The sequence below is a fragment of the Oligoflexus sp. genome (assembly GCF_035638955.1).
In the GTDB taxonomy this organism is placed as follows: domain Bacteria; phylum Bdellovibrionota_B; class Oligoflexia; order Oligoflexales; family Oligoflexaceae; genus Oligoflexus.
Genome location: NZ_DASQYZ010000025.1, coordinates 24,457 through 50,368, shown reverse-complemented (window position 1 = coordinate 50,368; position 25,912 = coordinate 24,457). Strand labels below are relative to the sequence as shown.

Annotated in this window: 26 protein-coding genes; 13 read left to right on the top strand and 13 right to left on the bottom strand. The window is 53.3% G+C overall.

The genetic code is table 11. The features are described from left to right. Nucleotides 1–29 precede the first annotated feature (29 nt). Nucleotides 30–392: a hypothetical protein gene (locus VE954_RS03095; RefSeq protein ID WP_324949551.1), complete on the bottom strand. Its 363-nt coding sequence runs from the start codon at nt 390–392 to the stop codon at nt 30–32. A gap of 244 nt (nt 393–636) precedes the next feature. Between VE954_RS03095 and VE954_RS03090 the strand changes: the two genes are divergently transcribed. The 5 genes from VE954_RS03090 (at nt 637) to VE954_RS03070 (ending at nt 5,307) form a co-directional block, all read left to right on the top strand. Continuing rightward, nucleotides 637–1,134, top strand: a complete 498-nt coding sequence (locus VE954_RS03090) for an Rrf2 family transcriptional regulator (protein WP_324949549.1) — start codon at nt 637–639, stop codon at nt 1,132–1,134. Between the two features lie 21 nt (nt 1,135–1,155). Further along, entirely contained in the window at nt 1,156–2,604 is a 1,449-nt protein-coding gene (gene sufB, locus VE954_RS03085) for a Fe-S cluster assembly protein SufB (RefSeq protein ID WP_324949547.1), read from the top strand. 24 nt (nt 2,605–2,628) lie between these two features. Continuing rightward, nucleotides 2,629–3,381, top strand: coding sequence for a Fe-S cluster assembly ATPase SufC (gene sufC / locus VE954_RS03080; protein ID WP_324949545.1), 753 nt, complete (start codon nt 2,629–2,631; stop codon nt 3,379–3,381). 12 nt (nt 3,382–3,393) lie between these two features. Next, nucleotides 3,394–4,680: a Fe-S cluster assembly protein SufD gene (gene sufD, locus VE954_RS03075; protein WP_324949543.1), complete on the top strand. Its 1,287-nt coding sequence runs from the start codon at nt 3,394–3,396 to the stop codon at nt 4,678–4,680. 63 nt (nt 4,681–4,743) lie between these two features. Then, nucleotides 4,744–5,307, top strand: a complete 564-nt coding sequence (locus VE954_RS03070) for a NifU family protein (RefSeq protein WP_324949541.1) — start codon at nt 4,744–4,746, stop codon at nt 5,305–5,307. Nucleotides 5,308–5,316: 9 nt separating this feature from the next. On the opposite strand, the gene VE954_RS03065 is transcribed toward VE954_RS03070, so the two are convergent. Genes VE954_RS03065 through VE954_RS03050 form a run of 4 tightly spaced genes read right to left on the bottom strand, consistent with a single transcriptional unit; the run spans nt 5,317 to nt 9,227 of the window. After that, nucleotides 5,317–5,856 (bottom strand): PaaI family thioesterase, encoded by a 540-nt coding sequence (locus tag VE954_RS03065; RefSeq protein WP_324949539.1) that lies wholly within the window; start codon nt 5,854–5,856, stop codon nt 5,317–5,319. Nucleotides 5,857–5,906: 50 nt separating this feature from the next. Next, nucleotides 5,907–7,082, bottom strand: coding sequence for an ABC transporter permease (locus VE954_RS03060; protein WP_324949537.1), 1,176 nt, complete (start codon nt 7,080–7,082; stop codon nt 5,907–5,909). Then, nucleotides 7,072–7,803, bottom strand: a complete 732-nt coding sequence (locus VE954_RS03055) for an ATP-binding cassette domain-containing protein (RefSeq protein ID WP_324949535.1) — start codon at nt 7,801–7,803, stop codon at nt 7,072–7,074. The genes VE954_RS03060 and VE954_RS03055 overlap by 11 nt, the downstream gene beginning before the upstream one ends. Continuing rightward, nucleotides 7,800–9,227 (bottom strand): alpha/beta fold hydrolase, encoded by a 1,428-nt coding sequence (locus VE954_RS03050; protein WP_324949670.1) that lies wholly within the window; start codon nt 9,225–9,227, stop codon nt 7,800–7,802. Before VE954_RS03050 ends, VE954_RS03055 begins: the two co-directional genes overlap by 4 nt. 135 nt (nt 9,228–9,362) lie before the next feature. Here VE954_RS03050 and VE954_RS03045 point away from each other — a divergent pair, with 135 nt between their 5' ends. Further along, complete coding sequence (locus tag VE954_RS03045) at nt 9,363–10,328, top strand: hypothetical protein (protein ID WP_324949533.1); 966 nt, start codon at nt 9,363–9,365, stop codon at nt 10,326–10,328. Nucleotides 10,329–10,348: 20 nt separating this feature from the next. Here VE954_RS03045 and VE954_RS03040 read toward each other — a convergent pair whose 3' ends face one another. Together VE954_RS03040 and VE954_RS03035 are read right to left on the bottom strand one after the other, a co-directional pair. Continuing rightward, on the bottom strand, nt 10,349–11,194 hold the full coding sequence (locus VE954_RS03040) for a methyltransferase domain-containing protein (protein ID WP_324949531.1): 846 nt from the start codon (nt 11,192–11,194) through the stop codon (nt 10,349–10,351). 58 nt (nt 11,195–11,252) lie between these two features. Next, on the bottom strand, nt 11,253–11,462 hold the full coding sequence (locus tag VE954_RS03035; RefSeq protein ID WP_324949529.1) for a hypothetical protein: 210 nt from the start codon (nt 11,460–11,462) through the stop codon (nt 11,253–11,255). 204 nt (nt 11,463–11,666) lie between these two features. Between VE954_RS03035 and VE954_RS03030 the strand changes: the two genes are divergently transcribed. Then, on the top strand, nt 11,667–12,911 hold the full coding sequence (locus VE954_RS03030) for a hypothetical protein (protein WP_324949526.1): 1,245 nt from the start codon (nt 11,667–11,669) through the stop codon (nt 12,909–12,911). A 64-nt stretch (nt 12,912–12,975) separates the two neighbouring features. After that, nucleotides 12,976–15,024: a S9 family peptidase gene (locus tag VE954_RS03025; protein ID WP_324949524.1), complete on the top strand. Its 2,049-nt coding sequence runs from the start codon at nt 12,976–12,978 to the stop codon at nt 15,022–15,024. Here the strand turns inward: VE954_RS03025 and VE954_RS03020 are convergent. After that, complete coding sequence (locus VE954_RS03020) at nt 15,015–15,368, bottom strand: hypothetical protein (RefSeq protein WP_324949523.1); 354 nt, start codon at nt 15,366–15,368, stop codon at nt 15,015–15,017. The two genes, VE954_RS03025 and VE954_RS03020, sit on opposite strands and share 10 nt — an antisense overlap. Nucleotides 15,369–15,663: 295 nt before the next feature. Between VE954_RS03020 and VE954_RS03015 the strand changes: the two genes are divergently transcribed. Beyond that, entirely contained in the window at nt 15,664–17,286 is a 1,623-nt protein-coding gene (locus tag VE954_RS03015; RefSeq protein ID WP_324949521.1) for a CocE/NonD family hydrolase, read from the top strand. Nucleotides 17,287–17,298: 12 nt separating this feature from the next. On the opposite strand, the gene VE954_RS03010 is transcribed toward VE954_RS03015, so the two are convergent. Together VE954_RS03010 and VE954_RS03005 are read right to left on the bottom strand one after the other, a co-directional pair. Beyond that, on the bottom strand, nt 17,299–17,727 hold the full coding sequence (locus VE954_RS03010) for an Hpt domain-containing protein (RefSeq protein WP_324949519.1): 429 nt from the start codon (nt 17,725–17,727) through the stop codon (nt 17,299–17,301). Between the two features lie 126 nt (nt 17,728–17,853). After that, complete coding sequence (locus VE954_RS03005) at nt 17,854–19,581, bottom strand: trypsin-like peptidase domain-containing protein (protein WP_324949517.1); 1,728 nt, start codon at nt 19,579–19,581, stop codon at nt 17,854–17,856. 111 nt (nt 19,582–19,692) lie between these two features. Between VE954_RS03005 and VE954_RS03000 the strand changes: the two genes are divergently transcribed. The 4 genes from VE954_RS03000 to VE954_RS02985 all read left to right on the top strand — a co-directional run bounded on the left by VE954_RS03000 (nt 19,693) and on the right by VE954_RS02985 (nt 23,157). After that, nucleotides 19,693–20,682, top strand: a complete 990-nt coding sequence (locus tag VE954_RS03000) for a hypothetical protein (protein ID WP_324949515.1) — start codon at nt 19,693–19,695, stop codon at nt 20,680–20,682. Between the two features lie 208 nt (nt 20,683–20,890). Beyond that, a complete protein-coding gene (locus VE954_RS02995) occupies nt 20,891–21,685 on the top strand; it encodes a 2,3,4,5-tetrahydropyridine-2,6-dicarboxylate N-succinyltransferase (protein ID WP_349263791.1) in 795 nt (264 codons plus the stop codon). Nucleotides 21,686–21,703: 18 nt separating this feature from the next. Beyond that, nucleotides 21,704–22,039 carry a 2Fe-2S iron-sulfur cluster-binding protein gene (locus VE954_RS02990; RefSeq protein WP_324949512.1) on the top strand — a complete coding sequence of 112 codons (336 nt, stop codon included), beginning with the start codon at nt 21,704–21,706 and terminating at the stop codon, nt 22,037–22,039. An 83-nt stretch (nt 22,040–22,122) separates the two neighbouring features. Continuing rightward, nucleotides 22,123–23,157 carry a 3-deoxy-7-phosphoheptulonate synthase gene (locus VE954_RS02985; RefSeq protein WP_324949510.1) on the top strand — a complete coding sequence of 345 codons (1,035 nt, stop codon included), beginning with the start codon at nt 22,123–22,125 and terminating at the stop codon, nt 23,155–23,157. A gap of 7 nt (nt 23,158–23,164) precedes the next feature. Here the strand turns inward: VE954_RS02985 and rsmA are convergent, their stop codons facing one another. Genes rsmA through VE954_RS02970 form a run of 3 tightly spaced genes read right to left on the bottom strand, consistent with a single transcriptional unit; the run spans nt 23,165 to nt 25,912 of the window. Then, entirely contained in the window at nt 23,165–23,977 is an 813-nt protein-coding gene (gene rsmA / locus VE954_RS02980; protein ID WP_324949508.1) for a 16S rRNA (adenine(1518)-N(6)/adenine(1519)-N(6))-dimethyltransferase RsmA, read from the bottom strand. 42 nt (nt 23,978–24,019) lie between these two features. Then, on the bottom strand, nt 24,020–25,042 hold the full coding sequence (gene tsaD, locus VE954_RS02975) for a tRNA (adenosine(37)-N6)-threonylcarbamoyltransferase complex transferase subunit TsaD (RefSeq protein ID WP_324949506.1): 1,023 nt from the start codon (nt 25,040–25,042) through the stop codon (nt 24,020–24,022). Nucleotides 25,043–25,054: 12 nt separating this feature from the next. Then, nucleotides 25,055–25,912 carry a tetratricopeptide repeat protein gene (locus tag VE954_RS02970; RefSeq protein WP_324949503.1) on the bottom strand — a complete coding sequence of 286 codons (858 nt, stop codon included), beginning with the start codon at nt 25,910–25,912 and terminating at the stop codon, nt 25,055–25,057.

The window sequence follows — 25,912 nt, the reverse complement described above, 5'->3', positions numbered from 1 at the left end:
GCTGGGGCCGAGCTTGTTGGGAATTCAAATCAGGAAACAGATGGGCGCGATGGCTTTCCCAGCTCAGCGAGCTTCTGTTGCCTGACTTCAGCAGCACGGCGAAAGGCATTGAGCGTCTGCCAGGCTTGCAGCATCATGCGATGCGTCTCACTTTGTATCTTGGATTCCATTCCTTCAGCGTACACATCCAGATATTCCTGGATGCGTTCCATATAGAGTGGATCATTTAAGGCGTGTCGCTCGGCATGCCCGCTCTGGCCCTGGTATCCACGTTTAAGGCTACGCAGAACCTGTGGCAAAAGGCTACGCAAACGGTCCGCGACCTGCAGACTTTCCCGGCTGCGCGCGCCATGGCGTCGAATCAATTCCACCAAATGGTCGGCATGCATCATCGATAACCTTTCCTGCCTTACATTCAGGTCTAACAGAGGGACCCCCATCCATCCAGAAGAATTGACTTTTGCCTCGCCTTTTCTGGCGTACATTATAACCATCTTGAATTATTGATGAATTGGTGAAGATAAATACTTGACTAATTCAGTCAACATTCTATCTTGGAGTTGCCTAATGTATAGCTTTCCGCTAAACATTAACGCTCTTCGTAGGATAGGCTGCTTTCAGCACCAGGAGCCAATTTTGAACCTGACTTCGCGCAGTCGCTATGCGTTGAAAATCATGCTGGATTTAGCATACCACCACAATGATTCTCTGGTTCGACGCCAGGAGATTGTGGCCAGGCAGGGTATTCCTGCGAAATATCTCGACCAGATTCTGGTTCGCCTGCGTCGAGACGGACTTGTTGAAAGTGTTCGCGGACGAACAGGTGGGTATCGCATTGGACGCGAGCTCAACCTGATCAACGTGTGGGAAATATTTCGCGCCGTCGAGGATGGTATTTATCCTGTCGAATGCGTTGATGAGCATGCCGGCTGCGAATTCCGGGCCGCCTGCATAGCCAAGGAACCTTGGCAGCTCATCTTTGAGAATGTGAAGCGATCCCTGGCCCAGATGAATCTGGCCGATATCGCTCAACAGTTTCAGCAGGACGATAAGAACTTCGCGACAACCGGTGTCCGCGAGTGTCGCCCAGGCCGTGGGCCAGTGCGTTTTCTCGAATCATCGGTAGGCCCCTGACAAGGGATTGAGGAAAAACTTATGGCCGACATCAACAGCAAGAAAAATCCACTGGCTTCGCGTGAGTACAAGTACGGTTTTGTCAGCGATGTCCAGACCGACGAATTTCCCCGCGGTCTGAATGAAGACATCGTGCGCCGTATCTCCGCCATTAAAAACGAGCCCGAATTTGTGCTCGATTTTCGTTTGAAAGCCTATCGCTACTGGCTGACTTTGGAAGAACCCACCTGGGCCCATGTCAGCTACCCGCCGATCGATTTTCAAGCGATCCAATATTATTCGGCACCCAAGAATAAGGGTGACGGTCCGAAGAGTTTGAACGACATCGATCCCGAACTCCTGGCCACCTTCAACCGTTTGGGTATTCCACTGGGTGAGCAGCAGCGCATCACGGGTGTGGCCGTGGACGTGGTATTTGACTCCGTATCCATTGCCACGACGTACAAGGAAGAGCTGGGCAAGGTCGGGATTATTTTCTGCAGTATCTCGGAAGCCATCCAGGATCATCCGGACCTTGTGCAAAAATATTTGGGCAAGGTCGTGCCCTATAAGGACAACTACTATGCAGCTCTGAATTCGGCGGTCTTTACCGACGGTTCGTTCTGCTTTATTCCCAAGGGCGTGAAATGCCCGATGGACCTGAGCACGTATTTCCGTATCAATGCTGCCGGAACCGGGCAGTTTGAACGAACGCTCCTCATCGCCGAGGCAGGCAGTTCGGTCAGCTATCTGGAAGGGTGCACGGCGCCGCAGCGGGATGAAAATCAATTGCATGCCGCCGTGGTGGAACTCATTGCTCTGGATGATGCCGAGATTAAATACTCAACGGTTCAGAACTGGTATGCCGGGGATGAAGAAGGCCGCGGTGGGATTTTCAACTTCGTCACCAAACGTGGCCTCTGTGCCGGTAAGAATTCGCACATCTCCTGGACGCAGGTGGAAGCCGGTTCGGCCATCACCTGGAAATACCCGAGCTGCATTCTGCAAGGCGATGGGTCCAAGGGGGAATTTTTCTCGGTGGCTTTGACCAACAATAAAATGCAGGCCGATACCGGCACCAAGATGATCCATATTGGCAAGAACACCCGCAGCCGGATCATTTCCAAAGGGATCTCGGCGGAACAATCGGTGAACACCTATCGGGGCCAGGTGAAAATTCTGCCATCGGCGGAAGGGGCCCGGAACTATTCGCAGTGCGATTCGCTTCTGGTTGGGGATCAATGCAGTGCCAACACCTTTCCCTATATCGAAGTCAAGAATCAGTCTGCGGTTGTGGAGCATGAAGCCACCACGTCCAAGATCAGTAAGGAACAGGTATTTTATTTGAAATCGCGGGGCATCGACGAAGAGCAGGCTGTCGGTCTGCTTATCAACGGTTTCTGCAAGGAAGTGTTCAAGGAACTGCCGCTGGAATTTTCCGTGGAAGCCGTGAAACTTCTGGAAATGAAACTCGAAGGTTCGGTCGGTTAATCCCAGGCAAACGAGGCGCGTTCAATGCTGAATATTCAAGGTTTGGAAGTAAGTGTCGACGGCAAGCAGGTTCTGAAGGGTTTGAACCTGACGGTCCGGGCGGGTGAAGTGCATGCGATCATGGGACCGAACGGCAGCGGGAAAAGCACGCTGTCCAAAGTCGTCGCCGGCCATCCCGATTACGAAGTGACGGGCGGGTCGATTCAATATGAAGTGAACTTCAAACAAAAGAACCTCCTGGAGCTGGCTCCGGATGAAAGGGCGCGCGAAGGCATATTCCTGGCCTTTCAGTATCCGGTCGAAATTCCCGGTGTTCCGAACCTTGAATTCCTGCGCGTGGCCTTCAATGCCGTTTGTAAGCATCATGGTGTTGATCCCATGGAAGGCGCTGCTTTTTCGCAGTTTGTCCGCGAAAAAGCCAAAATGTTGGAGATCAGCGCTGATTTCCTTGACCGTCAGCTGAATGTGGATCTGTCAGGCGGCGAAAAGAAGCGCAACGAGATTCTGCAGATGGCGGTCCTGGCTCCACGCCTGGCCCTGCTGGATGAAACGGACTCCGGCCTTGACGTGGATTCCCTACGGATCGTGGCCGAAGGCGTGAACAAACTGAGAACCGCGGATAATGCCGTCGTGATGATCACGCACTATCATCGGATTTTGAACTATATCAAACCGGACTTCGTTCATGTGCTGGCCGGTGGTCGCATCGTAAAATCAGGCGATCTGTCGTTGGCTATGGAGATCGAAGACCGCGGCTACGATTGGCTGCTCAACTGAAAAGGATGCGGCATGCAAGCCAATATTGACAAGGTTTACGCAAGCGTCCAGGGTTCCGATTGGACACCCGCCTGGATTCAGCCCATGCGCGCGTCGGCATTTCAAAAATTCAGTCAGCTGGGTTTTCCTACCCGGCAGAATGAGGACTGGAAATACACCAGTCTGCGTTCGGTCACCGGCAGCAGTTTCAGCTGGCTCGACGAAGCGCATCCGGAGACCGACAAGGATCTGGCGAATTTCATGATTCCGGGCGCCGACACGCTGGTGTTCTTGAATGGGAGCTTTGCGCCTCATAAATCGCATATGCATCCTGAAAGCGGTTTGACTGTTGTGCCCCTGCACAAGGCCCTCAAAACCAAAAAAGATCAGCTGCAGGCGCAGCTGCTGCACGACGCGACCTTGCCGCGCGGCAGCTTTGAAGAACTGAATGATGCGCTGTTCAGCAGTGGGGCTTTCATACAAGTGGAAGCCCACCATGCGGTGGAACGCCCGCTGCAGTTTCTGTTCCTCAATACGGAAAGCGCGGCCGCGCAGCTGATCAGTCCGAAAAACATCATCAGCATCGCCGATGGGGCCAGCGCCACGGTGGTGGAAAGTTTCTTCAGCTATCTTGAGCCGCATCTGACCAACGCCGTCAGCACCTATGAAGTGGGCCGTGGTGCAAGGCTGAGTCTCTTCCAGGAAAAAATTCTAAGCTCCCAATCCCTGCATGTGGGTTTGAGCCGTATTCGGGCTCGCCGCGATGCGCAGGTGGAATGTTTTACTTTGACCATGGGTGGTCGTCTGTCGCGTTCGGAAGTGCAGGTGGATCTGCAGGAACCGGGCGCTTCCGTCAAGCTCGATGGTCTTTACCTCGGGCGCATGCAAAGCCATCTGGATCATGTCACCACGATTCAGCATCTGGCGCCGCATACCACGAGTTCGCAGGTTTATAAGGGCATTCTCTATGATGAATGCCGGGCTATTTTCAACGGTCGGGTCAATATTGTGAAGAATGCCCAGCAGAGTGCGGCGCATCAGCTGAACAAGAACCTTTTGATGAGCAGCGCGGCCGAAGTGGATTCGCGTCCTCAACTGAAGATTGACGCCGATGATGTGAAATGTTCGCATGGCGCCACCATTGGCCAGCTGGACGCCACCCAGGTTTTCTATCTGCAAAGCCGCGGCATTCCCCGCGCGGAAGCTGAGCAGATGCTGGCGAAAGCCTTTGTCCGTGATGTGATGTATCGAATCCAGAATGCACCCATGCAGACGCGCATGCTCAGTCTTCTGGAAAATTACGGCGGCATAACGGTTTAATGGGGATGAGGTACAATCGTGTCTTTGCAGCAGTCAAGTGATTCAGGGCAAAGGAGTTCCGCCATGGACGTCAAGATGATGATTCAACCGACGCCTAATCCATATGCGAAGAAAATCATCTGTAATCTTGACCTGAAAACCACAGGCAAAATCACTTTGTCTTCGGCCGAGGAATGCTCGCATATTCCCTTGGCCAAGGCTCTGTTTGAAATACGAGGTGTGACCCAGGTCCACTTCTTTGAAAATGCCATTACGCTGACTCAGGATGGGTCCGTATCCTGGGACGAGATTTTGGAAACCGCTCGCAAGTTGATTCGGGCCTTGCTGCCCGAGCATAATGCAGAGTTCAAATCGCCGGAAGAAAAACGTCGCGAGGAATTGACGCCGGAATTGGCGAAGATCGAAGCGATCCTGGATCGCACCATTCGTCCCGCTTTGCAGGGCGACGGTGGCGACCTTGAGATCCTCAAGCTGGAAAATCATTTTCTGACGATTCGTTATGAAGGCGCCTGCGGGACCTGTCCCAGTTCTGTCACCGGAACCCTGGCTGCGATCCAGAGCATCCTGCGCGATGAGTTCGATCCGCAAATCGAAATCATTCCACTCCAGGACGCTGTGGAAGCATAATCCAACGGATCAGGGCTCGTCCTGTCGGGGAGGTAAAATTTCCGAAGACAGGTCCAGCCCTCCGGCAAATCCAGAGAATTTCGCCAGCTGCTCCTCATTCAGTTCAATGAAAAGGACGCGACCACGCGCCAGCACCCGCCCATTCAAATCCTCGATTCGACCCTCGGTATAAATCTTGCGACCCTCATGCCTGGCAATGATGCCATATAACACCAGCTCCGTGTTCAGAGGAACAAAAGTGGAGAAGTCGGTTTCAAGATTGATAGCCACCACTTTAAATCCATGGGCCCACACGGCTCCGCCACAGATCTCATCGATGGCGGCAGCCTGCGCTCCCCCATGGGTATGACCCGGAGGCCCTTCAGCACCAGGACCAAACCAAATGCGGCCCATGAGGACATTCGGTTCTTTGGTCTTATAATAGCGAACCCGAATGCGATCACCTTCAGGCTCGCCAGACACGAAAGATCGAATGACATTGTCGAAAGGCAGGCGGATCTCTTGCCAGTCTTCGCCCAGAGGTCCAAGAGTCGTCTTATGTTTTGTCATGGGCCACCTTACTCACTTTGGTTGTTCGGCGCACTATGGATCTTACTCAGTCAAGTTCCTGAGCGAAACAGCTTTTCATTATGAAAAGCTCGATACACAACCAGCATAAAAAGCGCAGCCAGCAGAAGCGTGGCGCCACTGGCAACGAGGCAGGCCAGCCAGTTCACGGGCTGATCCTTGCCCATTCGCAAGAGCGTCAGCGTCTGACCCAGGCTCGGCATCCATTGCGCGTTCGGCATTTTCTCAAGGACATTCGCAAATGAAGCAGGCAAAAAGCCCAGGATCGACAAAAGACTGGTATAGGTTTGAGCTTCTTTGACGGAACGCGACAGCGTTCCAATCATAAACTGTAAACTCGTCGCCATCAAAATAAGCGGCACGCAAATCAAAACGCTCTTGCCGACAAAGGACCACGACAGCTCCGAGGCCATGCCGAGCAGGTTCTGCAGCGGTCGGGCTTCCACCAGGAATTTAAAAATCAGCGCCGATGCCAGCATGCCGATCGTGCCAACCACCGCAATACTCAGCCATTTACCAAGCATGAAAGCTGTACGAGGCGCCGCTGTTTGCATCAAGGATTCGAGAGTATGACGCTCCTTTTCACCCGCCACGCTGTCAACCGCCAGGTGATACGTTCCCATGAAGCAGGCCATCAGCAGGGTCGACATGAAAAGTTGCACCGAGCTGTAACCAAAACCCTTTTCGGGTTTGATCGATCGGGCTTCCACCTGTAAGGGTTTTAGGGTTGAAGGATCAATGCCGCGCAGGATGGCTCGTCGATAGCCCAGTCCGACCTGCCAGCTCTCCAGGAGCAGGCCCATGCGTTTGGCGGCAAAACTTGACTTGTCCTCGACTTCATCATACCAAAGGCCAATTTTGGGTCGTCTGAATTCAGCCAGGGCCTGCTCGTAATCCTGGGGAAGGCTGAGAATGACATCGAACTTGCGATTGGCAATCAGCTTGGTTTCCACCTCATTCAGAGGCGTCAGGTCCACCCGATTTTCCCGCAAAAAATCACAGATGCTGGCAGCGTGCGAACAGCCGACGACGCCCACCTGCACCGTGCGCTCCATATTTTCCTTGATCTGCGAGAGGATCACCCCGATCAGCAGCACATAAACCAGCGGCATGCCGAGCAGAATGCCGGCCATCGATCGCAGCGTGCGGCGGTCGCGCGAAAGGTCGATCAGTTCCTTGCGGATCACGACTCCAATATCACGGAACATACTGACCTCCTTCAATCGCAGCCACAAACGCATCTTCAAATTTTTCCACGCCTGCGCGTGCGTTCCATTCGGCAACCGGGGCCTGGCCCAGGGAGCGGCCATCGTGCACGACGATGACGGAATCACAGAGCAGCTCCACCTCCTGCATGATGTGACTCGAGAAGACGAGGCAATGCCCCTCCTCGCGCAATCGGGACAGAATCACCCGCAGCTTGCGCGTCGCCCGTACATCGAGGCCGGAGCTGGGTTCATCCAGGATCAAATTTTTGGGTTGATAGACCAGGAGGCGGCCCAGTAGAACCTTCATACGTTGGCCGGTGGAAAATCCCTGCACGCGACGATCCAGGATATCATCCAGGTCCAGGAGTTTTCTCGCCCTTTGAATACCCTGCTCCAGGGCTGAACCGGACAGCCCCATCAGTTGTCCATAATAGGCCATGTTCTCACGCGTGGTCAGCCGTTCATAAAGACCTTTGGCGTCGGAAAGAATACCGATATGCCGACGCTGGTGACGATCGTAAATGGCCAGAGGTTTCTGATCGAGTTGAATCGTACCAGCATCAGGCGTCAGGGTCCCGGCCAGCATGCGAATCGTAGTGGTTTTGCCGGCGCCGTTGTCACCCAGCAGTCCCGTGATGCGGCCATCCTCGGCATGGAAACTGATGGATCGCACCGCCTCCACCTTGCCAAAGGATTTTTTTAATTGGTTCACTTCGATCATGGGTTGGGTGCTCCCTTAAAAAAATGCAGACCCTTCATTTTCTTGAGACACGCGGGCTGTTCCAGTGTGGGCTTGTTGGAATCGACAAAGTCGATCATGGCATCCTGAATGCAGCTGACGTAGCTGATATTATGTCCATAATCCGACAGCACCAAATGCGTTTGCTGGGGCAGGGAAGTTTTTAGACTCGCGACATAACGGGGTGGCGTCACCGGATCAAGGCCACCGGACAGGAGCAAGGTCGGCACCTGGCTCACGGGCTGCTTGCGAAAATCAGCCGGCAGAGTGGTATCAGGCAAAAGACGGCACATGGAAGCGATCGTTTTCTGGGTGTCCGTAACCGGCGTTCCTAAATCCCGCACATCCTCGGCACAAAGGAGAAGATAATAAAGACCATCATAAACACCGAAATCAGTACCCAGGGCCTTGGCAAGCAAAGGCGCGAGATTACCGGACTGCGCTTCGTACAAAATACGCGGAACGATGGACATGTCGATGGGATGATAGAGCAAAGCATTCAGCATCGACTCCAAAAGATCGGCGCGCAATGTCACGTCTTTCATCACACCCGAACGCGGATCCATGACCCGGGCCTTGGGCCTGGCCGACCAGGCGGCTTTCAGCTTTTGAACATGATCCCAGGGATCACCCCAGCGCTGGCAGTCCGCATCCTTGCGGCACAGCGCGGCGAGCCCCTGCAGACTCTCCACGAAAGCCTGCTTTTCCCGGATGAAATTCACGTCAGGTGGCAGCACCCCTTCCAGAATTTGTTTGTCCACGGCATCGGGATATAAGGCCAGGTAACGCAAGGCCAGACGTGTTCCATAGGACACGCCGAAGGTGATAATTTTTTCGTGGCCAAGGGCTTGCCTGACCGCTTCCATATCGTGCGCCGCGGCATCAGTGGTGTAGGCGATAAGGTCAGTATCGGCACGCAAACGCTCGACGCATTTTTTACTATGATCCATGGCCAGATCTTCATTGAAGATCAGCTCCCATTTGGGATCGGTGGCTTGCGTGCAGCGCAGCGGGTGGCTTTCCCCCGTTCCACGCTGATCGATCAGAATGATATCGTGGTGACGACGCAAGCGGCGGAAGGTTTCCGGCAACGGCAAAAAACCTTCCGTCGCCGACTGACCGGGACCACCTGCCAGCATATAAATGGGAGGACGTTCCTTGGAGGCGGTCTGGGCTTTGAAGATGGCGGTGTAGAGGGAAATGGTCCGACCGCCCTGGCGCGCACGATTCTCCGGAACATCAAGGCGCAGACATTGCGCCCATTCACCCGACTTCAACTGACATTCCACCGGCTCTTTGACCGGAGGAGCGGCACCCAAGGCTGCAGGCTCTATGAAGGCCCAAGGGCTGAGCAGCAGGGCGCCGAGCAATAAAAATTTACGGTCGATCCGTCGACCCGTGACCACGTCTTGCAAGTTAACTCCCCGTATTCAAATATGGTTTGACCTGGCGAGTTCGCTCTTAACCAGGAATTGGACTGTCCATTCTTACCGATTCATGCTAAGAAACCGCTGAATACTAACGCAAGCAAGGAATCAAATATGCAGAGATTCATTCTCCTTCTTCTGCTGAATGCTCTGATTTCGTGTACCGACTCGGGTTCCCCCACCCAGCGGCCGCAGTTGCCTGAAAGTTCGGTTCAGCAGCCACCGCTGCCAACACCGACTCCCGTCCCAACGCCCCAGCCCGAACCACCCGCGGACAATGGCGGCGAGACCAATCTCCCCTTGCTTGGTGATGCCAGCAGCTTTGAGTTTGGCACATGGAATATTGAAAACTTTCCGAAATCGGATCGATCCGTCGAGATCACCAGCGATGTGCTGAAACAAACCAAGGTCGATGTGATGGCTCTGGAGGAAGTGGCAAGCGAAGTGGCCTTTCAGCAGCTGCTCGATTCCATGCCGGGTTATAGCGCCGTGCTGTCGCCTCATCAGTATGGACCGAATGAATACCAGAAGCTGGCGTTTATTTATCGCGATGCCGACCTGGAGTTGGTCGATTGGGAATTGCTGTTCGTGAAACAAAGCTACAACTTTCCACGACCACCCCTGCAGGCGCATTTTAAAATCAAAACCGGCAGTCGTGCGGGACAGGACATTTATTTGATTGCTGTGCATCTGAAAGCCACGTCTGAAGGTGACAGCCAGCAGCGTCGCGAAGCCGCCAACATAGCGTTGGAAGCCTACGTCACCGATCTCGTGGCCCGGGTTCCCGGGGCTCAGGTGACCCTGCTGGGTGACTTCAATGAAACGGTCACCCATGCCGCTGGCCTGAATGTCTATAAGCCTTGGACCGACAAGCCTGACAGCTATACCTTCCAAACCAAAAATATGGCGCTCGCCGGGGAATATACGTTTATTTCGCCGAGCAAGCCTATGCTGGATCATATGATCAGCACCCGCAATGTTGAACTGAACCCCATTACCATTCCCAAGTTGGAAACCTTGATTCCATCCTATAGGAACCTTGTTTCCGATCACCTGCCCGTCGTGGCAAGAGCGCGCTGATCTGAGCGCATGCGCTCAGATCAGCGGACCGCCTGGGCCTGCATGAAGGAAAAGTAGAACACAGCGTTAGGATCCTTGGCGACCTGACGCAATTCCTTCTGGGCCTGCTGCACCGTTTCCTCGTCGATCGTCCCTGTTTTCAGAAGATGATCTTTGGCACTCAGCAGCAGTGTGGTCCAGAATTCAATATAGAGTTTTCGCTTGTCGGGATTTCTGTTGTCGAAATGCCAGGTATGCACGCGGGTATCGATATCCGTGAAACCCTGCGCTAAAAGAAGGTTGCCAAGTTTGGCTCCAATGAAGGGGTCACCGGTCTGCTCATGCTGAAAGTCATTCAGCGCCATCCAATATTTCCAGACATTCGGTGAATAAGGTTCCAGGAAAAAGGAATGGTTCATGACTTCGGTGATAAAGATGCGACCACCTTTTTTCAAGACCCGACGCACTTCGCTGAGCACCCGCTCCGGCGTCGGAACATGCTCCAGAACCCAGCAGATAAAAGCCCCATCAAAGGTATGGGATTCAAAATCCATGCTGGTGGCGTCCATCTTGGAAAGCTCATAACGGCCTTTGGCCCACGGGATGGAATCGAGGGATTGTTGGGCACTGGCGAGCTGCGCATCGTTTTGATCAATGCCGACAATTTTAATTTCGGGATAACGGCGGAGGATGATTTCCGATTGCGCGCCGACGCCCACACCGACTTCCAGCAGGCGGTCAATGCCCGTCAGGTCGAGATTACGATAGATGCTCTGTTCGGTGAAGCGAGCCTGATGACGCAAGCGCTCCTGCTCGACTGAAGTATAGCCGTGCAGGTAACTTTCATCGTTCATTTTATTGGTGCTTGTGGGGTCAGTCTTGCTCATGGAATCCTCCTGGACATCATCGCACTAGGGGCGAACCGATCTCCAGTGTACAGGAGCTTTAGAGCCAGAGCATGCGCAAAAAGTCTTGAACAAAAAGCGGCATGGCCAAAGTCAGGAACGCCAGACTGGTGAAGCCCAACCAGATCATCAGCAGTTTTATCTGCTGCGTGCGGGTATCACGCTTGAACTGTTGCGCATAGGATTCGATGAGCATGGTCTCATAGGCCGGCAGACTGCGACTCGAAAGGTAAGTAACCTTGGAATTCATGGTTTCCTCGCCAAAAACCGTTGTGTTGACAGCGCATAAATAGCCCCCCATTGACATAATGTCAAATTGTTTTTAAGTTTTACCAAAGTAAAATATTGAATAAAATCAAATATTTGCATTACGGAGAACGAAACATGGCTTCACTTCCCGGGAAATCCGCCGATGGAGAAGGGGGGATGAACCCCCTTAAGGAACGAAGAAAACATGGCTTTTCCGAGGGCCATCGATAAATCCAAAGACAACTCTGTGAGACGCGTGGTCAAACAGGGTCTCTTCTATATTTGTGGGATGTGCGGCGCCCGTTATGGCAGCGAAGCCCAGGCCGAAGCCTGTTTAAAGGGCTGCATCAAACGCTACATGGACCAGTCTGCCGTGCAGGATAGGCCGGAAAAGGCGGGCACGACCTATCGCTGCTCCTACTGCAAACGTGTTTATGAAAAAATGATCCAGGCCAAGGAATGTGCCCGGACCTGCAAGGATGATATTCAGAAAAAAATTGATGCTGAGGCGCGCTTTAAAAAAGTTCAGACCGTCGAAGAAAAGCTGAAAACCCTGGCAGCTTTTGCAGGCGGAGAACAGAACATGCCTCCTGTAAAATCGGCCACGGCACGTTCAGGAGTTGCCCCTGCTCCAGGAACCTCTCCGAAAAAGTCCGCGCCGGCAGCCCCCGCGCGATCAGCAGCGGCGCGGCGGCCCACGTCCACGGAAGCACCCGCGATGCAAGCCCAGCCTGATGAAGCGCCCAAGCCCGTGCATCCCGCTGAAGGCACTAAATTCGAAACCGAAGGCAACAGCTATCGCTGTCGCAACTGTAATCAAAAATACAAAAAGTATCAGGAAGCCATGGCCTGCTACGATCGCCACCGTGAGCAGGAGAAGGCCGGCGTTGCCACGAAAAAAGAGGGTGACGATAAATTTTTCCGTGACGGCGCCAAATACGTTTGCAAAAAATGCAGCAGCAAGTGGTTCAGCCGCGGCGAAGTCCTCAAATGTTTCGACGGCCATCAGGCCGAGGACGACGTTTGGGTCACAGGCGCGCCTGAAGCTGCACCTGCGAAAACGGAAGCACCAGGCAAGGAAAACCTGGAACAGTTACGCGCGCGTCGTGCGACCGCCCGGAGTGACGGTGAAAAATTCTTCCGTGATGGTGCCAAGTATGTGTGCCGCATCTGTAATAAAAAACTCTTCACCAAGTCCGAAGCGCTGCAATGCTATGACGGCCACGCGGCCGAAGAAGGCGAAGGCGCACCCTCTGATTCCGGGCCTATTCTGACCACGCAGGACATCGAAAGTGCAGCCGGTGAAAAGGCTCCACCCAAAGTCAAAAGCGGCAACAATCGTGAAGGTGGAGATAAGTTCTACCGCGATGGCGCCAAGTATGTTTGCAAGAAGTGCAACACCAAGCACTTCACACGAAACGAAGTCATTCAGTGCTTTGACAAACACTAAAAACTCAAGCACAATGGGACATCGCGCCAAGCGTATTTGGCTGATGAACTGTTGGATACTGCGTATGAAACTGACTCCCCCGAAGGCCCGCAAAAGGCGCTTACGACCCAAATCAGAATTGCACATGGTCGACGAATGGCGCTGGCTGGAAAATATTGATGACCCAGCGACCCTGGTCTATTTAAAAGCAGAAAATGCCTATTTTAAAAAAGTGATGCAGCCCCGGAAAAAGCTCCGCGATCAGATCTATCAGGAACTCAAAGGCCGTATCGCGGAAGACGACAGCAGCGTTCCCGAGAAGGACGATGACTACTGGTACTATAGTCGCTACAAGAAGGGGAACCAGTATCCTCTTTACTGCCGTAAACTGCAGACGCTCGAAGCTCCGGAAAAAATCTATCTCGATCATAACAAGCTGGCCGCCGATAACGAATTCTGCGAGCTGGGCTTTGTTGATATCAGTCGTGATCATCGCCTCGTCGCCTACGGCGTCGATAACGAGGGCGATGAACGCTATACGATCCGTATCAAGGATATCCAGACAGGACGCACCTTCAAGGATGTCCTCGAGGGCGCGTCGTCCTGCTTTGAATGGAAGAGTTCCCATGAATTTTTCTATGTAAAGCTCGATGAGCACGACCGACCGCTTGAGGTTTATTATCACCGTCTGGGCCAGAGGCAGGACCAGGATATTTTGATTTATAAGGAAGAGGATCCAGGTTTTTTTGTAGGGCTGGATGCCTCGGAAAGCGATGAATTCGTTTTTATCGTCAGCCATGGTTACGATGCCAACGAACTGCGCGCCCATCGCGTGGCGGATGTCGGCCATGAGTTTCAGTTGATTGAACCTCGACGATCAGGACATGAGTATGAAGTCAGCCATCATGGGGACGAATTCTTTATCCTGACCAACTTTGAGGCGGAAAATTTTCGCCTGGTCCGTACACCCATTCAGAGTCCAGGTGTTGCCCATTGGCAGAATATCCAGGCTCATCAGCCCGATATTCTCCTCGAAGGCCTCGTCGTCTTCCGGGACTACTATATCCTGGCGGAACGTTGTGCGGGATTGCCTCGATTGCGCCTGCAGGTGCTGAATCAGGCTGACCCCACCTTTATCAGTATGGACGAGGAAGCCTATGACCTGAGTGCATTCAGTGGACGAGATTTCGCGTCGCCCACGTTTCGCTATTGGGCATCGACCCCGCGCATGCCGTCCTGCCTTTTTGAATATCATGTCCCGACGGGGGAACGGACTCTGCTCAAAAAGCGCCGGGTTCCCGATCCTAGCTTCGATGAAAATAACTATGTCGTCCGACGCATCTGGGCCAAGGCTCGTGATGGCTCCAACATTCCCGTGACGCTGCTGCATCATAAAAATTTTGGGCTGGATCAACCCCGCCCTATCCTGCTGCATGCGTATGGATCGTATGGCGAAACCATGGATGCCGACTTCAGCAGCTATCGCCTGACTCTGGTCGATCGGGGTTACGTCTATGCCTTGGCTCATGTGCGCGGCGGCATGGACATGGGACGGCGCTGGTATCTGGACGGCAAGCTCGATAAGAAATGGAACACCTTTCACGACTATATTGATATCTGTGAGCACCTGATCGAACACAAGCTCACAAAGAAGGGCTGGATCGTCGGCGAAGGCGGGAGTGCTGGCGGCATGCTGATGGGCGTCGTGGCCAACGAACGTCCGGACCTGTTCCTGGGCCTCATCGCCTCCGTGCCCTTTGTGGATGTGCTCAATACCATGCTGGATGATACCCTACCGTTAACCCGTCTTGAATATAACGAATGGGGTAATCCTCATACGCCAGCCGACCATGAACGGATCAAAAGCTATTCGCCCTATGAAAATGTGCGAAAGCAAAATTATCCCGCGATGCTGGTGACAGCCGGGCTGCATGATAAACGGGTTTTATACTGGGAAGCGGCCAAGTGGGTGGCGAAGCTGAGGCATTTCAAGACGGATAAAAATCTTCTCATCTTTCGCACGGAAATCAGCGCCGGGCATGGCGGCGCTTCGGGACGTTATGATGCTCTGAAAGAGCTGGCGGACGAGCTCTGCTTTATCGTCATGCTCCTCGACCAGATGGATCAGAATTGATTCTTCACGTTCAGTGTGGTGACGAAGTAAATCTGGTCAAAGGTGCGATTCAGCGACTTGCTATGGAATTTATGCATCGTCTGCGGATCGGAAAACGAGACGATGTCACCTTTCTTCACAGCGGTTTTGCTGGTCGCCAGCCACAGCTTTTCCTTGCCATGCGTAAATTGCACGTATGTATAATCTGCAACATTGATCGTATCAACAACCTTGCCACCGAAGCTTTCTTTATCATTTAGCAACTCACCGGTGAGTTCGCGGGTTGCTTGAAATCCTTCGTTATTGCCGGCAGCCTGAGCCGACAGGGGTAGCAGGCTGAGTGTAAGCAGGAATGCATATTTCATGAGAACTCTCCTCTAATCTTGACCTGACAGCAGCCATTTTACTCGATTTCCAGCCTTTCAACCACACATTCGATAGAACAAATTATGACTGTTTGGCAGTGTACGCCTTCCAACTTTTAACTGGACAAAGCGGAAAGGCATAAGCCATTCTTATCGTGCGCCCAATGTATTCAATATAATTCGGACAATTTTAACATAGACATTTAGACATAACATCGATCGGGACTCGCCCTTTCGATCGATGGATTCATACGTGTTTTTTCCATTTTCATTGTCACATCCGGGGGGGGTCACTATGACAGCGAATGGATTGCATTGGTATTCTATTGTCTTTTTTCTGTTCATGCTTCTGTCCTGCGGCTCGCCTACTCCACCTTCCACCGATTCTGAATTGAACGACCAGAGACTTTGGGGCGATAAATTTGAAACCCAACGTCTGCGCATCCCATCTTTTGATGGCACCGAACTCGCCGCCCTTCTCTTTCAACCCAAGGATCAGTATTTTCCAGGCGAACGTCCTGGCCTCATCTTTGTCAATTCCTGGACACTCACCGAAGATGAGTATCATCTGCAGGCTCGGAAATTCGCCCAGAAAGGTTATGTCGTACTCAGTTATGCGACGCGCGGCTTCAGCACATCCGAAGGCCTTGTCTCGGTCGCAGGGCCCAATGATTTGGGTGACGTCAGCAGCATGATAGATTGGTTGGAATTGAACACGCAGCTCGATACCACGCGGCTGGGTATGGCCGGTGTTTCCTATGGGGCTGGCATCTCGCTGATGGCCCTGGCTCACGAACCGCGTATTAAAACCGTTGTGGCCATGAGCGGTTGGGGTGATCTGGAACAGGCGCTTTATGGACGGGAAACCATTCGAGAAGTCTGGCTGAATCTGCTTTTGCTCTCGGGCAAACTTCTGGGCCGTTTGGATCCTGAAGTCGGTATCCAGGCCCGGCGTCTACGCGATAACGTCGATGCTGATGTGGCCCGTGCCTGGGCCGCAGCGCGTTCGCCGCTGGGCTATGTGGATAAGATCAACGCCCGCAAAGCTCCCGTACTGCTGGCCAACAGTTATCAGGATGGACTATTTCCACCGGCTCAGATGCGGGCTTTTTATGAAAAACTCGAAGGACCCAAGCAGTTTTATTTGGACAAGGGTATTCACGCAAGCTCAGCCATCCCTGGACTTTTTGGGTTGCCGAGCGAAGTCTGGAACGAAACGCATCGATGGTTTGACACCTACCTGCAGAACCTGCCCAGCACGCTCGCCAGCCAGGGACCCATTTCCATGCAAGCGCCGGGCGGCCGTGAGTTCTACTCGCAGTTCCCCACACTGGTTGGCAAGCAGGCCATCACCAATTTGAAACCTGTCAACGAGCTGGCGGATTTGGGAGTGGATGAGGAAATTCTGGAGGCCCTGCAGGGTGTGTCGTTCACAGGCAGTGTGGATTCCGGAGCAACCAGTGGGCTGCCGCTCCTATCCGATACCGCGGATGCCACGATCAATCTTCCAGTCATCAAGCAGCTGACCAATATTGATCGTCGTCACGCCGCGCTTTACATGACCGAAAAATTCAAAACCAGAACCCGTCTGAGGGGAGCGCCTCAAATTCGAATCTGGAGCGCGGCGAGCAAGACACCGCAGCAGATGATCGCGTATCTCTACGATGCCGATCCCTGGGCCCGGGGTACCCTGATTACTCACGGCGTGGTCAGCAAGCGTGTGGCGTCAGCACGATCCAACGAAGTTCTCATGGATCTTAATATTGCCGCCTACGATATCCCCGCTGGCCACCGACTTGTGGTCGCGGTGGATACCCGCGACCCGCTTTATGGTAACTATATGAAGGAGCGTTATCCCGTAGGATTCATTCAATTGGGAACGCGCCTGACGGAGCTGGCGCTGCCATTGGTTCCCTGAATCGCTCTTGGGTCAGGACGGATGGATTCCGGGAAGCTGCTGGCGCAACTGCTGGCAGCTTCTCTGAAAAAGATCGTCACAGGTTTTACCGATTTGATCCAACACATCTTCGGCTTCATCACCTGTGATGGGCTCATCCTCGATTTGGCCCAGAACTTCGGCCAGACGCACGGCACCGACATTCAAACAACTCCCACGCCAGCGATGAGCCACATGCATCACAATCGCAGGATCGCGCTTTTGTAATCCAGCTTTGAGCTCATCCAGGCTTTGTTGCCCGTGTTTTTCAAAAAGGCTGAGGAGATAATCCAGAAACGAAGCATCGCCTCCATGATTGCTAACGACATTCAGGACTTCGATATCAATAATTACGTCGTCCTGCAGTCCATACGATGGACTATGATGATCAGTACGCGACGGATTTATGTTTTCTGAGTGCATTGTTTCACCAGTCCCCACTTTGTTATTCAACGCCCTTTGAAATTTTGAGAATTTTCCGGATTATAGACCCAAAAGGTTCTGGGCGAAACCTTTTCATCAGAAGAATTGCTGACCATCTACACAAATTTACCAGGGCATCATGACATTAAAGCCTTGAGGCCGTCGAAAACTCCAGTCCACCAACACATCAGTCGCCTCCATGATTTCGCGATGCGTCGGCGCGCGAACGGGAATGAGGCCAGGCTCTTGAGCCCGATTGCCTGCGCCATCAATGGCCCACACACAAAGCCTGGCAGGCAGAGCGGTCACCGGGACATGCGCCTGCACCCCGTACCCAGCGTCTTTTATAAGCCGACAGTCCGGCGCCTTGGAATCAATCCATCCATGATAGAAATCAACGATTTCATTAGGCTGCAGTTCGAGTGTAAGGACCGCCACCGCACACTGCTTGCGCTGCTCGAGGGTGGCGCCAGCTGCCAGATTCTGGCAACTTTTACGGACAGCCATCAAAGGCTTCTGGGTTAAAGGATTCAGGACTGGGCGTGGCTTCAGTCGTGGCGGCAGCCCATCAATATTCATGACAATCATCGCCGCATGATGCAGGTCATGCTTTTGAAACTTCTCTTCCGCGATCCAGCATAGGGCATGAAGTCCGGCTCCAACTGGGAGAGGCAGAGTCATAAGGCGGGGATTGCTCCAGGGGATGCGTTCACTGTAACCCGTAGCCACCCGACAATCGCTGGCTGGCAGGCGTCCGGTTTTGAAACGATAACCTGAACTATCAGCATCTGCGGGCTGCAGGCGAACATTCCAGCGCCGTTCGTCTGGCTTCATCACCTCGGGATTCCATGGGGTCTTGGTCTGACCTGTGACCAGTCCGGATGCGGATCGTTCCAAAGGACATCGGGGCTCGGTCGTCGAGAAAAAACCCTGATCGTTGAAACAGGCCGGCAGTTCCAGTACGGTGGATCCGTAGTTCCTTGCCGCTGCTACCTGAAAATTCTGTTCGGTCATTTCACAGGGCTGACCCATATAGCAGTCCTGACTCAACGCATTGCGGCTGCTCGTATTGACGATAGCAAACAAAGACGATTGGGCATTCAACACAGGTGCCCCCGATGAACCAGGGTGTATATCCTCACAGTTATTGCGAGCCAGGTCATACCAATGCCAGATGTTTTCCACGACATCCGCAACACCTTCATGAAGGCAACGATGTTCGCGCAAGAAGGGGGCATCCCCGTCTTCCTCGGTGGCCACGCTGATGATGCGAATGCCTTCGCCAAAGGCTGGCAATTGAGACGCCCAGCGTATGGGCTCGATACCGATTGATTTCAGGTGCTGCAAAGTCACCGGCTTGGGCAGCTTCGCATCTTCAGCCTCAAGCTCGCGCCGCTCGGTTAAGCGGAAAATCGAAGCCCGATTTTCCTCGGTTGTCATTTCTGCAACCGCAAGGTCCACACCTTTCATCGTCGCGTACACCACGCGGCCAATACGAAAGTCAGCCGCGGGAAAATGGATGCTATTGCGATCGGAACGAGGCAGCGCATCCTGAAAGATTCTGTTTGATGAGGATACGTCCTCAAAATCCATCAGGCAGTGACCCGCAGTCAAAAGGTAAGCGGGACTCTCGCCCGTCACCGCTTTGCCAATCAGAACGCCCGTACAGGATTGATCCGAGTCCACGCGAGCCAGGGCTGACATCAAACGATTGTTATCCTGGGACGCTGCGAGCCTGGTGGCTTTGGGTTCTGTCGCCACTTGCATGAATTGTAGACTGGCACGCCGTTGATCCGGCAATGATTTGCAGCTGATGAAAAAGATGGGGACCAGAAAACGCCAGGGACGAACCATGGCCGCACCTCTTCTGCTGCTATTTTATACGTTGATCTGTTAGAGTTCGAATCCCAACCAGGGTATCATAGAAGGATGGCCTGTTCCATACGCAGGGAGTTAATTGAAAGCATGAATTCCAAGTGGCGCAATGCCCTCACACTCGTGTTTCTAGGCTGGGGTATCTACTCCGTTTTCATGATGAAGCGTGATTTTCAACATACCACGCGCCTGACGATATTTTTGTTGGCTCTGGTGCCGGTGTTTCTGCTGCTGCATCTGGTCGGAAAAATGTCCACGCATCACGAAGCACGTGGCCAGACCTCACCACGCTTGAAAGCCGTCAACTGGATGAGTCAATGGCTCACTCAGAACATGACGCAATATATTCTCATGTTCAGTCTGCCATTTTTCATTGTCACCCAGCGTTGGGTTTACCTTGGGTTCACGCTGATTCTGTTGGCCACCACCCTCTGGGACGACTGGTGGAAAATTCTGTTGCCCATTACCCTTTATCGGCAGCTTCTAAGGCTCTGGAGCATTCTGTGCGCCGGCAGTTTTCTCTATCCCTTTGTCTGGCCGTCCCATCTCTCGTATTTTTATTTGTCCATGGCGACCGGCGCAGCCCTGGCTTTATTTCCCACCCGTCTGGATCGAACCCATCTTTTGAGTTCAGCCCTTTTGCAGGCGCTGACCCTGATCAACCTTCTGGTTCTGCCACCCGCTTTTCGCTTTCCCCTGCTCTCGGTCTGGGTGAACAAACCGCACTTTGCCACCAATGAAGATCAAAAGAGCCTGGGCGTGCAAAGCATTCCAAGGCAGTGGCCCCTGAAGGAATTCAAGGATACCCTTGGGTCTGGATCCAGTATCTGCTGCGTCGCCCCGGTTGTGGCGCCTCCCGGTGTACGCGAGCGGGTCACACAGGAATGGACTCTGGAAGGCCAACTCCTGGAAAAACCACAGCTGAAAAGCACCATCCGTGGAAACGTCGATCAGCGGGGATTTCATTCCTTCTTTTGCAAACGTAATTTCCCGCCTGCCCACGCCCAAAATATTCTCCGCTGCCGCCTGCTCCTGCAGGAAACCATCTTCCTCGGGGAATCGACCCTGATTCTGCAATGACAACCTGTCGTAGCCAGATACTCCTACATTTCCGTTGCGGCCCGATATTCCTGGTTTTCTCTCTGAATATCCAAGGATTAACCAGGGCCATGCACTGGCCTCTTGAAGATCCAGCTGATTTTGAGCAAAAGAGAGGGAATCGGATAACGGGTCAAACAAAGGACGGAAGCACATGGACATCAAACAATTGGAACGCGATATCCTGGGAATGGACGCAGCGGTGGCCGGCGGCAAGCCTGAAGTCGCTCGTGAAGGCGATCACATCATCAAGGAAGTCATTAAACTCCTCGACCGCGGCGAACTTCGCGTGTGTACCCGCAGCGGCGATGGCTGGCAGGTGAATGCCTGGGTTAAAACCGCCATTCTTCTTTATTTCCGGGTGATGGATATGCAGCGCGTCGACTGCGGTCCTTTTGTTTATTACGATAAAATTCCTTTGAAACGAAATTACGACGAACTCAAGGTTCGCGTGGTGCCACCCGCCACAGCACGTTACGGGAGTTTCATGGAACCCGGCGTGGTGCTCATGCCGTCTTACGTGAATATTGGCGCCTATGTTGGCCGCAACACGATGGTGGACACCTGGGCCACCGTGGGATCCTGTGCCCAGGTTGGATCCAACGTTCACCTCTCGGGCGGTGTCGGCCTCGGCGGCGTTCTGGAGCCAGCCAGTGCCAAACCTGTGATCATTGGGGATGGCGCTTTTATCGGTTCGCGCTGCATCGTGGTGGAAGGCGTGGAAGTCGGCGACGAGGCCGTGCTGGCTGCAAACGTAACACTGACGGCTTCAACGCCGATCATTGATATACGCGATGGCGAAATGAAAGAGACCCGGGGTAAAATTCCTCCTAGAGCTGTCGTCGTACCCGGGACCAAGGAAAAGGCGATCGGGGGCGGCAAGATTTTCACATCCTGCGCTTACATCATCGGCAATCGGAAAGCATCGACCGACCTTAAAACGTCGCTCACCGATGCTCTGCGGGAGTTTGCTGTTTCGGTGTAACGCCACGAAAGAGCCACTATGCCGCGGATCCTGTTTACGCCTGACCAGAAATCCACCGACGTTGACAGCAATACCAAGATTCTTTTGGCCGGCCGAAAGGCCGGCGTTAATGTTCGCTTCGGCTGCGCTTCCTGCCGCTGTGGCACCTGTGGTGTGAAACTCATGGAAGGTGCGGATCAACTTTCCCCGATCAAGCCTGATGAGGCAAAGCTTCTCAAACGATTGAAACTTCCAGCCGATGGAACCGTGCGTCTGGCCTGCCAGGCGCGGGTCAATGGCGACTGCGTCGTCGATCTCGACTTTCAGGACACCTACAATACGGAAGACATAAACCTCCTGGATGAGGACGAATAAACCGGTACGCCCGAACTATTCTTGCGTGAAACAATCAAACTACGCTAATTCTGAAGCCGGTCCTTACACACAAGGGAATCGCCATGCAGCCCATTGAAAATACGCGCGTCAGCGAGTTCTTGCATCTGCCCTCACCGGCTCAGCTTAAAGCTAAAATCCCAGCTTCCGAATCGATTCTTGAACATGTTGCCGGTTGGCGTGAGGAACTCAGGCGACTCCTGAACGGACAGGATCAAAGACTCCTCGTGATCGTGGGTCCGTGCTCGATTCATGACGTCAAGGCAGGCCTGGAATACGCCACAAAACTGGCGAAACTTCGCGCTGAAGTCCAGGACAAGGTTGCGATTGTCATGCGGGTTTATTTTGAAAAGCCGCGCACCACGATTGGCTGGAAGGGTCTGATCAATGACCCGGAACTGGATGGCAGTCACGATATTCGGAGTGGTCTGCAGATCGCGCGCGAGTTTCTGCTGAACGTGGCCGCCTTGAATCTGCCGGCGGGCACGGAGTTTCTCGATCCCATCGTACCGCAGTATATTGCCGATCTGATCAGCTGGGTCGCCATCGGCGCGCGGACCACGGAAAGTCAAACCCACCGGGAAATGGCCAGCGGTCTGTCCATGCCTGTTGGCTTCAAGAATGCCACGGATGGCGGGATGCAGGTGGCGCTGGACGCCATGACTTCAGCCCGACATCCCCATCATTTCCTGGGCATAGACAGCGATGGCATGACAGCTGTGGTGAAAACCAAGGGCAATCCCGATGCGCATGTGATTTTGCGCGGTGGAAACCAAGGTCCTAACTACAGTGCCGAGCACATCGACGACTGTCTCACAAGAATTAAGGCCGCGGGCAGCCAACGCCTTTTGCTCGTTGACTGTAGCCACGGCAACAGCAGCAAGGATTATAAAAGGCAGCCGGAAGTCTTCCAGGAAGTCCTAAAGCAGTTCCGCAGCGGCAACCGCCGTATTTTAGGTATGATGCTGGAAAGTCATCTGCGGGAAGGCAAGCAGGATCTGGCGCAAAAACCTTTGGTCTATGGCCAGAGTATCACCGACGGCTGCATTGCCTGGGACAGTACCGAGGAATTGATTCGGACGGCCTATCGTCAGCTTTGAGAGTAGCTCAAAGTGAATAGATAAACCGGGTCAGCTCCATATACTCTTCCGGAGTCAGAGTATCCGGTCGACGGTTCAAGTCGATCGGACAACGCGCCATCTTTTCTTCATCCAGGAATTGTTTGATGGCATTGCGGAGTTTTTTGCGCCGCTGCGTGAAGGAATTCCGTGCAACGGTTTCCACCTTGCGCAGAAAGTCATCCGGCAGAGTCTGCGGCCGAACCTTCATAAAGACCAAAGCACTGTCCACGGCCGGCACCGGCGTGAAGCAGGCACGTTCCACCTTACATTCGATTTCAATTTTAGCCCGCAGCTGAGCATAAACCGAAAGGCTGCCATAATCCTTGGTTCCCGCCACTCCGGCCAGACGCGCGGCAAATTCCAGCTGAACCAGAAGTTCCACGCCTTTGAGCCGATGCAGATGAGGCAGGATCCACATGATAATGGGAGTGGAAATCGCGTAAGGGATATTGCCGACCACGGCGGTGGGTTCGTTGGATTCATCCAGCCATTCCCCCAGATCAAACTTCAGCACATCTTCGTTGACGATGGTCAGGCTGCCAGGCAATTCACCTTTTTTAGCCGCATAATAATCGTCGAGCTTTTCAGCAAAGCGATGATCTTTTTCCACCGCCGTGACTTTCCACGGTTGCTCGACCAGGGCGCGGGTCAGGATCCCACCACCAGGACCGATTTCAAGGACCCGGGTAATGTGCAGCGATTGAAGGCGCTCCACCACTTTACGAACGGGCCAGTCGGTTTTTAAGAAAACCTGACTCAGCGATTTTTTCTGTCGAATACGATCTTCACCCATAGCCATGATTCAGCTCCTGCTGACAGATATCGGAATACGTTGATTGATTCAGCTAAACTGGTAACGGGAAAAGGCATCCCAGCCCAGTTGGTTAAACACCGAGCTGTCTTCCACTTTCACGTAGTGCTGATAACCCAGAGCTGCAATCATCGCGGCATTATCGGAGCAAAAGCGCAGTTGGGGAAAGTAAACGGGAACTCGTAATCTCGATTGGGCCAGATCCCGGAATCTTTGATTGGCCGCAACACCTCCGGCAATCAAAATACTGCGGGCTGCAGGCCGGAACTGACAGGCACCCTCGAGCTTGCGCACGAGTTGGCCAAGAGCCTCTTCCTGAAACGAAGCGCAGAAATCGCGAACCATCTGCTCATTGAGTTGCGCCGCATGCTTTCCACGCAAGTTTACCATATAGGTCTTGAGACCTGAATAACTAAAGAGCAGTTTGTTCTTCTGCTCCATCATGCGGGGCATGGGGTAATGTTCAGCATGACCTTGACGGGCCAGCTCCTCGATGACAGGACCACCGGGATAGCCCAGGCCAAAGAGTTTGGCCACCTTATCAAAGGATTCCCCACAGGCATCATCAATGCTGTAGGCGAGCAGTTCGTATACGGTCGGCTCGGGCATGAAATAAATATTGGTGTGCCCGCCGGAAACCACCAAAGCGAGACAGGGATAGAGCTCCGCCTCGGGCACATCCAGTCCAAGAACGGCACCTTGAACATGGGCTTCCACATGATTGACCGGAATCAAGGGCTTGCCGCTGGCAAAGGCAAGTCCTTTGGCATAAGCGATACCGACCAGGAGGGCTCCGATCAACCCTGGTCCCTGCGTCACCGCAATAGCATCGATCTGATCCAAAGTGCAGGAGGCATCACGCAGGGCCTGATCCACGATGGCATCGATCAGCTTCAGATGCTCCCGCGCCGCGATCTCTGGCACAACACCGCCAAAGGCGCGATGCACGTCGATCTGCGTCTTGATAACGGATGAAAGCGCCTGCCGTCCGTCCAGGACCACTGAGGCGGCTGTTTCATCGCAGCTGGATTCAATACCGAGGATCAGGGTCATATCAGTTCCGGATTATAATTTGGCCAACTTATCCTTGGCCTGTTTGGCTTCGGCTGAGTTGCTATATTTTTGAATCAGCTCTTGATAGTAAATCTTGGCTGTTTCCGCATCACCCAATTGCTTGAAGCAATCCCCCATGCGCAAAAGGGCGATCGACATATTGTCCTTGGGCTTGCTCTCGATATAGTCATTGTATTTGAGCGCGGCCTCACGAATGCTGCCCGCTTTATAGAGGCTTTCCGCCATGATGTAGGTGGCTTCCTGCTTCTCTTTTTTGTTCTTCAAGCCAGCGAGAACCTTTTCGCCTTCCTCAGCAATGACTTTGTATTTTTTCTTGTCGAACGCAGTTCGCAGCTCATCAAGGTTCTTCAGAGCTGTCGACTTTTTTTCGGCGGCTTTCGCGGCCTTTTCCTTAGCCTTCTCCTCTTTCTTCTCAGCCTTCTTGCCGGATTCAACCGACTTTTCGACCACACCCAGGATCTTGTTTTGGTTGTCCTCGACGGCGGTGATGCGCTCGCTCAGCTGACTCAGGGTTTTCCCAACGGACCCCTCCTGGTCAGGATCGGTACCGGGAAGTTGACCGGTGGTGACCCCGATGCGTAGTGCGTCGATATCACCTTTAATGCGCTGCAGTTCGATGGCAATCTTATCAAGCCTTGTGCTGACCGAGGCTTCCTGCCGACTGGTGGCCGTATTGATTTCCTTGCCCTGCGCGCTCAACTGGTTTTCCATTTGAAGGATGCGGGTTTGGAGACCAAAGATATCATCACGGAGCTGCTGTTCCTCGGCCGGAGTAACACAGGCAGCCAGGGAAAGGAGAACGCCACAGGTCAGGATTGGCCAGGGATTTATTCTACGCAAACGGATCAT